General features: G+C 72.5%; 13 protein-coding genes. 6 read left to right on the top strand and 7 right to left on the bottom strand.

Going from position 1 to position 13,209, the window contains the following annotated elements:
• Nucleotides 1-19: 19 nt before the first annotated feature.
• From CHB94_RS13080 to CHB94_RS13065, 4 genes are all read left to right on the top strand, one after another.
• On the top strand, nt 20-931 hold the full coding sequence (locus CHB94_RS13080) for an ABC transporter ATP-binding protein (protein WP_217899295.1): 912 nt from the start codon (nt 20-22) through the stop codon (nt 929-931).
• Entirely contained in the window at nt 928-1,749 is an 822-nt protein-coding gene (locus CHB94_RS13075; RefSeq protein WP_089337002.1) for an ABC transporter permease, read from the top strand. Before CHB94_RS13080 ends, CHB94_RS13075 begins: the two co-directional genes overlap by 4 nt.
• 124 nt (nt 1,750-1,873) lie before the next feature.
• Nucleotides 1,874-2,950, top strand: coding sequence for an adenosine deaminase (locus tag CHB94_RS13070; RefSeq protein WP_089337001.1), 1,077 nt, complete (start codon nt 1,874-1,876; stop codon nt 2,948-2,950).
• A 242-nt stretch (nt 2,951-3,192) separates the two neighbouring features.
• Nucleotides 3,193-4,719 carry a DEAD/DEAH box helicase gene (locus tag CHB94_RS13065; protein WP_089337000.1) on the top strand — a complete coding sequence of 509 codons (1,527 nt, stop codon included), beginning with the start codon at nt 3,193-3,195 and terminating at the stop codon, nt 4,717-4,719.
• A 107-nt stretch (nt 4,720-4,826) separates the two neighbouring features.
• Here CHB94_RS13065 and CHB94_RS13060 read toward each other — a convergent pair whose 3' ends face one another.
• The 4 genes from CHB94_RS13060 to deoC all read right to left on the bottom strand — a co-directional run bounded on the left by CHB94_RS13060 (nt 4,827) and on the right by deoC (nt 9,880).
• Nucleotides 4,827-6,194, bottom strand: coding sequence for a SatS C-terminal domain-containing protein (locus tag CHB94_RS13060; RefSeq protein WP_089337060.1), 1,368 nt, complete (start codon nt 6,192-6,194; stop codon nt 4,827-4,829).
• Between the two features lie 276 nt (nt 6,195-6,470).
• Nucleotides 6,471-7,337 (bottom strand): aldehyde dehydrogenase family protein, encoded by an 867-nt coding sequence (locus tag CHB94_RS13055; protein WP_089336999.1) that lies wholly within the window; start codon nt 7,335-7,337, stop codon nt 6,471-6,473.
• A 73-nt stretch (nt 7,338-7,410) separates the two neighbouring features.
• Entirely contained in the window at nt 7,411-8,859 is a 1,449-nt protein-coding gene (locus CHB94_RS13050) for an aldehyde dehydrogenase family protein (RefSeq protein ID WP_217899294.1), read from the bottom strand.
• A gap of 7 nt (nt 8,860-8,866) precedes the next feature.
• The gene (gene deoC / locus CHB94_RS13045) at nt 8,867-9,880 is read right to left on the bottom strand and encodes a deoxyribose-phosphate aldolase (RefSeq protein WP_217899293.1); all 1,014 of its coding nucleotides are present in this window, start codon (nt 9,878-9,880) and stop codon (nt 8,867-8,869) included.
• A gap of 241 nt (nt 9,881-10,121) precedes the next feature.
• Between deoC and upp the strand changes: the two genes are divergently transcribed.
• Both upp and CHB94_RS13035 read left to right on the top strand, forming a co-directional pair.
• Entirely contained in the window at nt 10,122-10,745 is a 624-nt protein-coding gene (gene upp / locus CHB94_RS13040) for a uracil phosphoribosyltransferase (RefSeq protein ID WP_089337057.1), read from the top strand.
• Nucleotides 10,746-10,747: 2 nt separating this feature from the next.
• Nucleotides 10,748-11,638 (top strand): Gfo/Idh/MocA family protein, encoded by an 891-nt coding sequence (locus CHB94_RS13035; protein WP_089336998.1) that lies wholly within the window; start codon nt 10,748-10,750, stop codon nt 11,636-11,638.
• Between the two features lie 26 nt (nt 11,639-11,664).
• Here CHB94_RS13035 and CHB94_RS13030 read toward each other — a convergent pair whose 3' ends face one another.
• From CHB94_RS13030 to CHB94_RS13020, 3 genes are all read right to left on the bottom strand, one after another.
• Nucleotides 11,665-12,078, bottom strand: a complete 414-nt coding sequence (locus CHB94_RS13030) for a GtrA family protein (RefSeq protein WP_089336997.1) — start codon at nt 12,076-12,078, stop codon at nt 11,665-11,667.
• A gap of 99 nt (nt 12,079-12,177) precedes the next feature.
• Nucleotides 12,178-12,372, bottom strand: coding sequence for a hypothetical protein (locus tag CHB94_RS26745; protein WP_368073861.1), 195 nt, complete (start codon nt 12,370-12,372; stop codon nt 12,178-12,180).
• Between the two features lie 350 nt (nt 12,373-12,722).
• Nucleotides 12,723-13,193, bottom strand: a complete 471-nt coding sequence (locus tag CHB94_RS13020; RefSeq protein WP_176445547.1) for a MarR family winged helix-turn-helix transcriptional regulator — start codon at nt 13,191-13,193, stop codon at nt 12,723-12,725.
• Nucleotides 13,194-13,209 lie beyond the last annotated feature (16 nt).

The following is a 13,209-nucleotide window of genomic DNA, read 5'->3' as shown; positions in this document are numbered from 1 at the left end:
AGGGGGACACTGTCTCCTCGTGCAGAAGGACTCCCTCCTCCCCACCTCTCGCAAGCTCGCGGCGGGACCCGGGAGGGAGCCGGTGGACCGCGCCGCGGCGATCTCCATCCGTGGCCTGGTCAAGCGGTACGGCGACTTCGTCGCCGTCGACGGGCTGGACCTCGACATCCGCCGCGGCGAGATCTTCGCCCTGCTCGGACCGAACGGTGCCGGCAAGACGACGACCGTCGAGATCTGCGAGGGCTACCGCTCGCGGGACGCCGGCGAGGTCCGGGTGCTGGGGGAGGACCCCGCCGACGGCGCCCGCTCCTGGAAGGCGCAGCTCGGCATCGTGCTGCAGTCCGGCGCCGGCGACAGCCAGCTGACCGTGCGGGAGCTGCTGACCGCCCAGGCCTCCTACTACGCCGACCCGCGGGATCCCGACGAGGTGCTCGAGCTCGTCGGTCTGACCGAGAAGTCGGGCGTCCGGGGCAAGGCGCTCTCCGGCGGTCAGCGGCGCCGGCTCGACGTCGCCCTCGGCATCGTCGGCCGGCCCACCCTGCTGTTCCTCGACGAGCCGACCACCGGCTTCGACCCCGAGGCCCGGCGGCAGTTCTGGTCGCTGATCCGTTCCCTGCGGGAGCTGGGCACGACGATGCTGCTCACCACGCACTACCTGGACGAGGCCGAGGCGCTCGCCGACCGGGTCGGGGTGATCACGCGCGGGCGGCTGGTGGAGGTCGCGGTCCCGTCCCTGCTCGGTGGCCGGGAGACGGCCCCCGCCGTCGTCAGCTGGACCGAGGACGGCGCCCGCCGCACGGAGGCCACGGCGACGCCCACCGCCCTCCTGCACGAGCTCGCCACGCGCTTCCCCGGCGAGATCCCCGACCTGACGGTGGCGCGACCCACCCTCGAGGACGTCTACCTGCAGATGATCGGTGAGGCCCGATGACCACGACGTCCCCGGTGACCGCGCGGCCGCTGCCCTCCCTGCCGAGCGTCTACCGCTCGCGCGCCTCGGTGGAGCTCAAGGAGTTCTTCCGGCAGCGCGAGTCCGTGGTCTTCACGCTGATGCTGCCGGTCCTGCTGCTCGTCGTTTTCGGGGCGGTGCTGGACTACGACCTGGGCAACGGCGTCACGTTCACCCAGTACTTCATGGCCGGGATCATCGCGGCCGGCATCCTCGGTGCGAGCCTGCAGAACATGGCGATCAGCATCGCGACCGAGCGCTCGGACGGGACGCTGAAGAGCCTCGCCGGCACCCCGATGCCCCGCAGCGCCTACTTCGTCGGCAAGGTGGTGCAGGTCCTCGCCGTCACGCTGGCGATCATCGTCGTCCTGCTGCTCATCGGCGTCGTCTTCTACGGCATCGAGCTGCCGTCGGGCACCGACTGGCTGACGTTCGCCTGGGTTGCGGTGCTGGGGGCGGCCGCCTGCACGCTGCTCGGGATCGCCCTGTCGAGCCTGGCCAAGAACGGCCGGTCGGCGTCGGCGACGGTGACCCCTTTCGCCCTGCTGCTGCAGTTCATCTCCGGGGTGTTCTTCCAGTTCAGCGAGATCCCGACCTGGATGCAGACGGTCGCGGCCTTCTTCCCGCTCAAGTGGATGGCGCAGGGGCTGCGCTCGGTCTTCCTGCCCGACGTGATGGCCGCCTCCGAGCCGGCCGGGAGCTGGGAGCTGGGCCGGACGGCGCTGGTCCTGGGCGTCTGGTGCATCGCCGGGCTGCTGCTCTGCGTGGCCACCTTCCGCTGGCAGGACCGCGAGCGATGACATCGTCGTCCTACCGGACGACACCGCGGCCAACGGCCGTCCCCCAGCGGCGCTGAGTAGCCGTTGCGTCGCGCCTGCGCGAACCCCTCCGGGGGCCACTCGGCCCGACAGGTAACTTGCGCTAGTGCCTGCCCCACTGACTGCCGAGACGATCGCCCGGGCTCCCAAGGTCCTCCTGCATGACCACCTGGACGGCGGCCTGCGCCCGCAGACGGTGCTCGAGCTGGCCGACGAGCACGGCTACCGGAATCTGCCCGCCTCCGACCCGGAGGGCCTGGCCGCCTGGTTCCGGCGGGCGGCCGACTCCGGCTCGCTGGTGCAGTACCTGGAGACCTTCGCGCACACGGTCGGCGTCATGCAGCAGCCCGAGGCCATCCACCGGGTCGCCCGGGAGTGCGCGCTGGACCTGGCTGCCGACGGCGTGGTCTACGCCGAGGTGCGCTTCGCCCCCGAGTTGTCGACGGCCCAGGGGCTGCCGATCGAGGCCGTCGTCGAGGCGATGGTGGACGGCTTCGCCCTGGGCAGCCGGGAGGCCACCGAGGCCGGCACCCCGATCAGGGTGGGCGCCCTGCTCTGCGCCATGCGGCAGGCCGACCGCTGGGACGAGGTCGCCGGCCTCGTCGTCCGCTACCGGCATGCCGGCGTCGTCGGCTTCGATCTCGCCGGTCCCGAGATCGGCTTCCCGCCGGACCGGATTCCCTCGGCCATCGGCGTCCTCGACGGCGCCCACGCCCACCGCACCATCCACGCCGGGGAGGCGGCCGGCACCGACAGCATCCGTGCCGCCCTGGACGGCGCGCACGCCGAGCGGCTGGGCCACGGGGTCCGGATCGCCGACGAGGTGGCGGCCGACGGGACCCTGGGGCCGCTGGCCGAGCGGGTGCGTGAGGAGCAGGTGCCGCTGGAGGTCGCGCCGTCGTCCAACGTGCAGACCGGCGCCTACCCGTCCCTGGCCGACCACCCGGTGGACCGGCTGCACCGGCTCGGCTTCGCCGTCACGCTGAACACCGACAACCGCCTGATGAGCGGGGTCTCGGCCAGCAGTGAGATCGCCGACGTCGCAGCCACGTTCGGGTGGTGCTGGGAGGACGTCCAGACGGTCACCGAACGGGCGCTGGCGGGCGCCTTCATCGACGACGCGGAGAAGAAGCGGCTGCTCGAGGGCGTCGTCCAGCCGGGGTACGCGGCTCTCCGGGCCTGACGGAGGGTGACCGCAGCCACCCCCATGTCGGGAATCACCCGCGCATCCGCGCTGCTACGGTAGGTGCACCGGCACAAGGCCGGTCATCCTCCCGGACGGAACGTCTGGGCATGAGCGCATCCGTGCAGATCCCGCGTTCCATCCTTGGGCGCAGACGATCGCCAAGTGAGGACGCCGGTACCTGACGGCGCTCCTCCTCTTTCACGGGACGCGCTCCGAGCAGTATCGGAGCCCCACCCCGCATGACTTTGGTCCACCCTGTCTCGTTCGAGTCGAACACGAGCGAGAACGCTGTTCAGAACACCACGGAGAACACCACCGTCGCGACCCCGGCGGAGCCCGCCGGCCCGACGTTCGGTCAGCTGGGCCTGCCCCAGCAGCTCGTGACCGCCCTCGAGCGGCGCGGCATCCGCCACCCGTTCGCCATCCAGACCTCGGCCCTCCCGGACGCGCTCGCCGGGCGCGACGTGCTCGGGAAGGCGGCCACCGGATCGGGCAAGACGCTGGCCTTCGGCCTGCCGCTGCTCGCCCGCATCGGCGCCGAGGTCCGCAACGGCCGCCGGGCTCCGCGCGGTCTGGTCCTCGTGCCGACCCGTGAGCTCGCCCAGCAGGTGCACGACAACCTGGCGCCCCTCGGTCAGGCCATCGGCGTCCAGCTGGCGACCGTCTACGGCGGCGCGCCCATGTACCGCCAGATCCAGCAGCTGCGTCGCGGGGTCGACGTCATCATCGCGACCCCGGGCCGGCTGCAGGACCTGATCAGCCAGGGCGAGGCCACCCTCGCGGAGGTCGTCGTCACCGTGCTGGACGAGGCCGACTTCATGGCCGACCTGGGCTTCCTCCCGGTCGTCAAGGAGCTGCTCGACCAGACCGCCCGTGACGCCCAGCGGCTGCTGTTCTCGGCCACGCTGGACGGTGAGGTCGACGCGCTGGTCCGCCGCTACCTCAAGGACCCGGCGCGGCACGAGGTCAAGCGCGCCGGCGACGACGCCCCGCCGGCTGAGCACCTGGCCTTCAGCCTCGCGTTCCGTGACAAGCTGCACGTGGCGACCGAGCTCGCCGGCCGCCCCGGACGGACGATCGTCTTCGCCCGCACCCAGCTGGGCGTGGATCGGCTGGCCGAGAACCTGAAGGCCGCCGGGATCAAGGCCGAGGCCATCCACGGTGGTCTGCCCCAGTCCGCCCGCAAGCGGGCGCTGGAGGAGTTCACCGACGCGCGCTCGCCGGTCCTGGTGGCCACCGACGTCGCCGCCCGTGGCATCCACGTGGACGACGTCTCGCTGGTCCTGCACTACGACCCGCCGACGGACGCCAAGACCTACCTGCACCGGTCGGGCCGCACCGCCCGCGCCGGCGCCGCCGGTGTCGTCGTCTCACTCCTGCTGCCCGACCAGGTGGGCCAGGCCAAGCGCCGGTTCCGCACGGCGAAGGTCGACCCGGCCGTCGACCGGATCCGTCCGGGCGACGCCGCGATCCTGGACCTGGTCGCCAAGGGCGTCCCGGTGGAGCCCAAGGAGCGCACCCAGCGCGACATGCGTCGTGGCGGCGGTGGCCCCGGTGGGCGTCCGCGCCGCGACGGCGACCGTCCCACGGGCGGTCACCGCGGTGGCCCGCGTCGGTCCTTCGGCGACCGGCCCCGACCGGCCGGCGAGCGGTCGGGCGGGGAGCGCTCGTACGGCGAGCGGTCGTCGTCCGGTGAGCGCTCGTACGGCGACCGCGGTCCGCGGTCCGGCGGACGGCCCAGCCGCCCGTCGCGCTACGGCAACTGAACAAGGACCCCGTCCCCCTCGCCGTCCACACGTTCGCGGCGAGGGGGACGGGGCCGTATGACGAGCGCGGCCGGTCCCGGTTCTCCCGGGGCCGGCCGCTTTGCGGGTCAGTCGCGGAAGACCAGCGCTCCGCTGACCTGGGTGACGACCTCGTCCCACTGCCCGCGAAGCGTGGCGGCGTCCTCCTGGCGGAGCGGTGCCTGCGGGTCGGTCTCTCCGCGGGCCACCGCACGGCCCAGTGCCGACGTCGGTGCGAGCAGCTCCGTCACGCGGACCAGCCCGGCGTACTCGGTGAGGTCGCGCACGCCCTCCACGGGCTGGGCGAAGGCCCGGTGGTCCACCAGACCGGCGGCGCCGTCGGCCACCTCGGAGAGCACCTCCGACAGCTCCGTGAGGTCGTAGCGGTCCTGGTCGGCCGGCAGGGGCGGGACGTCGGTGTCGGCCACCTCGGGCCACGACGCGATCTCCATCAGGTCGTGGTTCTCGGTGCCCCGGCAGAAACGCGCCAGGTCGGCCGGGGTGGCGAAGAGGAAGACCTCGCCGTCGCGGCCGAGGAAGCGGGCGACGTCCTCTACGTAGCAGCGCAGGGTCACCCCGGCGCCCCCGGGGACGACGATCTCGACGGGCAGGATGCCCACCGACTCCCAGAAAGCGCCGGCGGCCGCGACCTCGTCCGGTGACGCGCTGATCCGGCCGCCGCGGGCGATCGTGCGCACCGGTGCGGCGGTGGAGCCGGCCGGCTCGTCGTCGCCCACGGGGACCTCGTGATCGGTCGGGCCGTCGGGGAGGTCGTCGGCGTCGGCGTCCTCTGTCTCCGAGGCCGGGGGGTAGTCCTCGAGGGTGGCCGAGCCGGCACCGGTCCAGTCGAAGTGCTCGTTGAGCTCCTCGACGACGTCCTCCCAGAGGTCGTCGAGCACGCTACCCACGCCGAGCCAGGCGTCCTCGCCGGAGCGGCCGACGAAGGCGTCCACACCGAGGCCGAGGGAGCCGATCTCGGGCTTCGCGGCCAGCTCGGCGACCGCCTCGAACTGGCTCCCGTCGTCGTCCTCGTCGTCCTCGTCGACGCCGCTGGTGTCGAGGCACTCGGCGAGGCGGGTGACGATGTCGATGGTGGCGGCGAGCTCCTCGACCGCCCAGCGGTCGGGGTCCTCCGCCGCGATGTCGTAGACGCCGTCGAGGTCGAAGCGGTGGTCGTCGTCGGGCGTCAGGTCCTCGGCGCCCAGCCCGACCACGACCGGCCAGACCGGGTGGTCGGCGAGGTCGTGGTCGGTGCTGGTGCGGCAGAACACCGCGAGCGCCGCGGGGGTCGGGAAGAGATGGACCTTCGCCGTGCTCCCGGCTTCGGCGTCGTCCTCGGTGGTCCCGAGGAACGCCTGCCACTCCTCGCCGTCCTCCTCCCACGGAGGCGCCCACAGCGTGTAGCCGGTGCGGTCGTCGAGGGTGAGTGCGATCGGGACGATGCTGGGCCTGGCCACGGTGACACCCTGCCAGATGACGGACACCCGTCCTTCGCCCCTTCGGGGAAAGGACCCCCTGCCCCCCGCCACTCGCAAGCTCGCGGCGGGCCCTGCAGGGGCCGGCGTCTGCAGGGGGCCGGTCGCGGGACGAGGCCGTTCACAGCCCGATCGGATGCCAGGAGAAGGACCTCCAGAAGGACCCCGGCCACCCCACCACTCGCAGGCTCGCGGCGGTGCCCTGGCCGGAGCCGTCCCGACCCCTCGCAGGCTCAGGATGGGACCCGGGACGGGGCCTCACACGCCTATCGGATGCCAGACGGTCTTGGTCTCGAGGAACGGCGTCATCCGGGACAGGCCCGGGTCCGCCGTCCAGTCCGGCTCCGCAGCAGTCGGGCGCACCACGCGCTTGACCGTGCCGGCCGCCTCGCGCTCGAACTCCATGGCCCGGCCGGCGGGGGCGCCGGTGAGGTCGATGGCGTCCACGTCGGCGTGCTCGGCGAGCCACGTGCCCAGCTCCTCGGCGTCACCGGTCAGCAGGTTCACCGTGCCCCCCGGGACGTCGCTGGTCGCGAGCACCTCGGCCAGCGTGACCGCCGGCAGCGGGCGTTCCCGGGAGGTGACGACGACGGCGGTGTTGCCACCGGCGAGCACCGGGGCGAGCACGCTGACCAGGCCGAGCAGCGAGGACTGCTGCGGGGCCAGGACGGCGACGACGCCGGTCGGCTCGGGCATCGAGAAGTCGAAGTAGGGGCCGGCGACGGGGTTGGCCCCGCCCAGGACGGCGGCCAGCTTGTCGGTCCAGCCGGCGTACCAGACCCAGCGGTCGATGGCGGCGTCGACGGCGGCGCGTGCCTTCGACGTCGACAGGCCCTCGCCGGCGGCCACCTCCTCGCAGAACTGGGCGTGACGGCCCTCCATCACCTCGGCCACCCGGTAGAGCACCTGGCCGCGGTTGTAGGCGGTCATGGCCGACCACTTCGGGAAGGCGGCGCGGGCGGCGACGACGGCGTCCCGGGCGTCCTTGCGCGAGGCCCGGGCGGCGTTGGCGAGGAAGTGCCCCCGCGTGTCCGTGACCTCGTACGTGCGGCCGGACTCCGAGCGGGGGAAGGCGCCGTTGACGTAGAGCTTGTAGGTCTTGCGAACGGCCAGACGGTCACTCACTTGGCCTCCTCGCTGGCGCTCGTCGTCCGCGTTCGCGGGACTGCTGTGTTCCTGCCTGAACTCGCACGCTCGTTCATGAGTGGGTCGCACCCTTCAGGTATCCCGTCAGCCCGTGCCGGCCGCCCTCGCGGCCGTAGCCGGACTGCTTGTAGCCGCCGAAGGGCGACGTCGGGTCGAACTTGTTGAACGTGTTGGCCCAGACGACGCCGGCCCGCAGCTGGTTCGCGATCTTGAGGATCCGCGACCCCTTCTCCGTCCAGATGCCGGCCGACAGTCCGTAGGTGCTGTTGTTCGCCTTCGCGACGGCTTCGTCAGGGGTGCGGAAGGTGAGGACGCTCAGCACGGGCCCGAAGACCTCCTCGCGGGCGATCCGGTGCGCGGGGGAGACGTCGGTGAAGACCGTCGGCGGGTACCAGAACCCGCGGTCGGGCAGGTCGCAGGCGGGCTGCCAGCGCTGCGCGCCCTCTGCCTCGCCGACGTCGGACAGCTCGCGGATGCGGGCCAGCTGCTCGGCGGAGTTGATGGCGCCGATGTCGGTGTTCTTGTCCAGCGGATCGCCCACACGGAGGGTGCCGATCCGGCGTTGGAGCGACGCGATGGCCTCGTCGTGCACCGACTCCTGCACCAGGAGCCGGGAGCCCGCGCAGCAGACGTGCCCCTGGTTGAAGAAGATGCCCTGGACGATGCCCTCGACGGCCTGGTCGATGGGGGCGTCGTCGAAGACGATGTTGGCCGCCTTGCCGCCGAGTTCCAACGTCAGCGACTTGCGGGTGCCGGCGACGGCCCGGGCGATCGACTTGCCGACCTCCGTGGAGCCGGTGAACGCCACCTTGTCGACGTCGCCGTGCTCGACGACGGCCCGGCCGGTGTCACCGGCGCCGGTCACGATGTTCACCACGCCCGGCGGGAGGTCGGCCTGCTGGCAGACCTCGGCGAACAGCAGGGCGGTGAGCGGGGTGGTCTCGGCGGGCTTGAGGACGACGGTGTTGCCGGTGGCCAGCGCCGGGGCGACCTTCCACGCCAGCATCAGCAGCGGGAAGTTCCACGGGATGACCTGACCGGCTACGCCGAGCGGTCGTGGGCCCGGGCCGAGGCCCGCGTGGTCGAGCTTGTCGGCCCAGCCCGCGTGGTAGAAGAAGTGCGCTGCGGCCAGGGGGACGTCCACGTCGCGGGACTCCCGGATCGGCTTGCCGTTGTCCAGCGACTCCAGGACGGCGAACTCGCGGGCCCGCTCCTGCAGCAGCCGGGCGATGCGGAAGAGGTACTTGCCGCGGTCGGCCGGGCGCATCGGGCCCCAGACGCGGGTGAACGCCCGACGAGCGGCGGCCACGGCGCGGTCGACGTCGGCCCCGCTGCCTGCGGAGACCTCGGTGAGGACCTCCTCGGTTGCCGGGTTGACGCTCTTGAAGGACTCCCCGGTGCCGTCGACGAACTCACCGTCGATGAACAGGCCGTAGGACGGCGCGATGTCGACGATCGACCGCGACTCGGGTGCCGGGGCGTACTCGAACAGGCTGGTCATGGGGGAGTCAGTCCACCGTCACGTAGTCGGGGCCGGAGTAGTGGCCGGTGCGCAGCTTCTGGCGCTGCAGGAGGAGGTCGTTGAGCAGGCTGGAGGCGCCGAAGCGGAACCAGTCGGGGTCCAGCCAGTCCGGGCCGACGGTCTCGTTGATCAGCACCAGGTGCTTGATCGCGTCCTTGGTCGTCCGGATGCCGCCGGCGGGCTTGAAGCCGATCTGGCGGCCGGTGGCGGCGCGGAAGTCGCGGACCGCCTCGAGCATCACGAGCGAGACCGGCAGGGTCGCCGCCGGGGAGACCTTGCCGGTGGAGGTCTTGATGAAGTCGCCGCCGGCGAGCATCGCGATCCACGAGGCGCGGCGGACGTTGTCGAGGGTGACCAGCTCGCCGGTCTCCAGGATGACCTTGAGGTGCGCGGGGGCTCGCCCCCCTGGACGCGCACACGCCTCCTTGACGGCGACGATCTCCTCGTAGACGTCGAGGTAACGGCCGGCGAGGAACGCGCCGCGGTCGATGACCATGTCGATCTCGTCGGCGCCGTTGGCCACGGCGTCCTTCACGTCGGCGATCTTGACCGCGCGGCTGGCCCGCCCACTGGGGAAGGCGGTGGCCACGGCGGCCACGTGGATGCCGCTGTCGCCCAGCGCCTCGCGGGCCACGCCGGCGAGGTCGCCGTAGACGCAGACGGCAGCGACCTGCGGGCAGGTCGGGTCGCCGGGGTCGGGACGGCGGGCCTTGGCGGCCAGGGAGCGGACCTTGCCAGGCGTGTCGGCGCCCTCGAGGGTGGTGAGGTCGACCATCGAGATCGCCGTGTCGATCGCCCAGGCCTTGGCCGTGGTCTTGATGGACCGGGTGCCGAGCATCGCGACGCGGGCCTCGGCGCCGACCTGGTCGACGCCCGGGAGGCCGTGGAGGAAGGCCCGGAAGGCCGAGTCGGAGCGCGTGACGTCGTCGTACGGCGGCAGCGGCGCCATCAACGCGCGCGCGTCATCGGGCAGCGCGTCGGGGTCGAGCACGTGGGTCATGCCGATCATTGTCCCCCGCCCCGCCAGTGACCCCGTCCCGCCTCACCCGACACGAGCAGGACGACGGAGGGAGGCGGCGGAGGCCGGTGTGCGAGGGCGCCTGTGGCGTTCTCGATGGCGCACCTACCGCCCGGACGACACCGAGATCCTTCGCCCCTCCACTCCTGATCTGAGCAGCGTCGACCGTGATCCGAGGTCGCTCCCGGTCAGGCGACGACGGCGGGCCGATACGGTGTCGCGCGTGCAGCTCACCGTCGTCGACCACCCGTTGGCCCGCGCCCGTCTGACCAGGATGCGTGACGAACGGACGGACAACGCCATGTTCCGGGCCGCCCTCCGCGAGCTCACCCAGATGCTGGTCTACGAGGCCACCCGCGACCTGGCGATCGCCGAGGAGCCGATCCGGACCCCGGTCACCGACACCACAGGGTACCGGCTGGCCGCCCCGCCGCTGATCGTGCCCGTGCTGCGCGCGGGTCTCGGGATGGCCGACACCGCCCACGGCATGCTGCCCGAGTCGCAGATGGGCTTCGTCGGCCTGGCCCGCAACGAGGAGACCTTCCAGCCGGAGGCGTACATGGCCTCGCTGCCGGAGTCGCTGGTCGACCGCCAGGTGTTCGTGCTCGACCCGATGCTGGCCACCGGCGGCTCCCTGGTGCACTGCTGCGGGCTGCTCACCGCCCGCGGCGCCACGTCGATCACCGTGCTCTGCGCGCTGGCCGCCCCGGAGGGCATCGAGCGGCTGGAGGAGAGCGGGCTGCCGCTGCGGGTCTTCACCGCTAGCGTCGACGAGGGACTCAACGACAAGGCCTACATCGTCCCCGGGCTGGGCGACGCCGGCGACCGCCAGTTCGGCGCCGTCTGACCATGCGCTTCGGCGTCCTGGGCACGGGCACCTGGGCGAAGGACGTCCACGCGTCCGCGCTGGCGGCGCACCCCTCCGCCGAGCTCGTCGGGGTCTGGGGGCGGAACGTCGCGAAGGCGAAGGCGGTCGGCGCGGAGTTCGACGTCCCGGGCTTCGCTGACGTCGGCGAGCTGCTGGACCTGGTGGACGCCGTGGCGATCGCGCTGCCACCCCACGTGCAGGCGCCCTTGGCCGAGCGGGCCGCCGCGGCGGGCAAGCACCTCCTGCTGGAGAAGCCGATCGCCTTCGACGTCGCTGCCGCCGACCGCGTGCTGGCCACCGTCCGGAACGCCGGCGTCGCATCGGTCGTGTTCTTCACCTTCCGGTTCCAGGCGGCGACGTCGACCTGGCTGGCCCAGTCGGCGCGGACCCAGCTGGCCGGGGGTGCCGGGTCGTGGCTGTCGTCGCTGGCCGGGACGCCGTTCGCCGCCTCTCCCTGGCGACAGGAACGCGGCGCGCTCTGGGACATCGGCCCGCACGCGCTGTCCGTGCTGGTGCCCGCGCTCGGCCCGGTCGTCTCCGTGCAGGCCGGCGCCGGGCTCCGCGACACGGTGCACCTGGTGCTCACGCACGAGTCCGGGGTCGCGTCCACGGTGACTCTGTCGCACACGGTGGCGCCGATGTCGGAGGGCATCGAGTTCTTCGTGCACGGGGACGCCGGCCGGCTCGTCCTCCTGCCCGACACCGGGTCGCCGGTCGAGGCGTTCGGCACGGCCGTCGACGAGCTCACCGCTGCGGCCCTGACCGGTGGCGTGCACCCGTGCGACGTCGCCTTCGGGCGGGACGTCGTCGCCGTGTTGGCGACGGCCGTGCGGGCCCTGGATTCCGGCTGCCGGGAGCGGGTCGCCGGCTGAGCTCTGGCCCGGCACTCGGCCGGCGGTCACGTACGGAAGACGACCAGGCGCAGCATCACAAAATTGCAGAGGGTCCCGAACCCCTGCGACAGTGCCCAGGCCAACGTCACCGTCCACCAGTGGTGAGGGAGTACGGCGAGGGCGACGGTGTTCACCCCCATGATCACGAGGAACGTCGTGCCGTAGAGCAGCACGAAACCCGCCGCCCGGCGGGCGCTGCCCTCCACACGGAAGGCCCACCTGCGGTTGAGGACGTATGCCGTGCCCGTGCCGCAGATGAAGCTGAGCGCCCGTGCTGCGTAGAACGCGAGCCCCAGATGGAGCGCCAGCAAGTACGTGCTGAGATCCACGGCCGCGCCGACGACACCTACGGCGGCGAACCGGAGGATCTGCTGCAGGAGGTCCCGTCGACCTCCCCTTCGCCCCTCGACAGGGACCACGGACGACCTCCAGGTGACGACTAAGGCCCGCCCACCCTAAGCAGAGGTCATGGGGGCCTGACGGAGGACGGATCGATCGCGCCGGAGCGTCCCGGTCGATCAGGATCGCGATGGTTCGCCTCCAGGTCCGCCACCGTCGATGTCGCCAGGTATGACGTGGCCGTCCGCGGGGCGCTCGTGGCGGAGCAGGACGACGCCGTTGCCGAACGTGCGGGTCTCGACCAGCCGGAGTTCCCGCTGGGTGTCCGCGGGGCCGAAGAGCGGCTGCCCGCGGCCGAGCAGGACCGGGTGGATGTAGAGCCGGTACTCGTGGATCGAGTCGAGCCGCCGGAGTGACCCGGCGAGTTCGAGTGAACTCCTTCGTCGGCCCGGTGCTGTCGGCGTCCCGGTCGGTCGTGGGCCTGAACTCGGCCATCAGCTCGTAGGTGGTCCGGCCCTTGAGGAACGCGCTCATCGATGCCAGTTACTCGTTGTCGTGGCCGTGCAGTTCGTCGTCGACCAGGTGCGGTCGAGCTCCCGGTCCGGGCCCCTCGAAGAAGCCGTCAAGCGACACCGACGTGTGCACGACGACCTGCCGCCTCGCGTGCTCCTCTCCACGTCGGGACGGGCCGCCCCGTCAGGATGACCGACCAGGGCCGCCGAAGTCATCGGCGCTGCAGCGGCCGCCCCGTGCTGTCGGCCAGACGGGTGAGCAGGCGGGCGAGCTCCTGCCGGTCGGCGGGGTCCCACTCGGCGAGCAGTGCGTCGAGGACCTTCGCACCGTTGCTGGTGACAGCGGCGTGGAGCCGCCACCCTTCCTCTGTGGCCCGCACCAGGGCCGCGCGTCCGTCGGCCGGGTCGGTCTCGCGGGCGACGAGGCCACGGGCCGAGAGGCGGCGCAGCTGCGCGGTCATCGTGGATTTGTCGACCCCCTGCCACGCGGCGATGTCACTGGCGCGCAGCGGACCGTGCCGGGTGATGCCGTCGAGCAGCCACAGGTCGGTGGGGGAGAGGCCGACGGCGGACGGGCCGGCGAGCGCCGTGCTCACCGCCGGGCGGCTTGCCCATCGAAGGATCCGGTTGAGCGCGATCTGAAGGCTCTCCCCGACGTGGGGAACATCCCCGGTCCCGGTCACGTTAGTTAGAGTAGAC

This window comes from Blastococcus mobilis (assembly GCF_900188025.1).
GTDB lineage: Bacteria > Actinomycetota > Actinomycetes > Mycobacteriales > Geodermatophilaceae > Blastococcus_B > Blastococcus_B mobilis.
The sequence above is the reverse complement of the archived record's forward strand: the minus strand, read 5'-3'. Positions and strand labels throughout refer to the sequence as shown.

What these genes read in the sequence shown, in the direction of transcription:
- CHB94_RS13075 (WP_089337002.1), top strand. Translation starts at nt 928, where the DNA reads ATGACCACGACGTCCCCGGTGACCGCGCGGCCGCTGCCCTCCCTGCCG.
- CHB94_RS13065 (WP_089337000.1), top strand. Translation starts at nt 3,193, where the DNA reads ATGACTTTGGTCCACCCTGTCTCGTTCGAGTCGAACACGAGCGAGAAC.
- CHB94_RS13050 (WP_217899294.1), bottom strand. Translation starts at nt 8,859, where the DNA reads ATGACCAGCCTGTTCGAGTACGCCCCGGCACCCGAGTCGCGGTCGATC.
- deoC (WP_217899293.1), bottom strand. Translation starts at nt 9,880, where the DNA reads ATGACCCACGTGCTCGACCCCGACGCGCTGCCCGATGACGCGCGCGCG.
- CHB94_RS13035 (WP_089336998.1), top strand. Translation starts at nt 10,748, where the DNA reads ATGCGCTTCGGCGTCCTGGGCACGGGCACCTGGGCGAAGGACGTCCAC.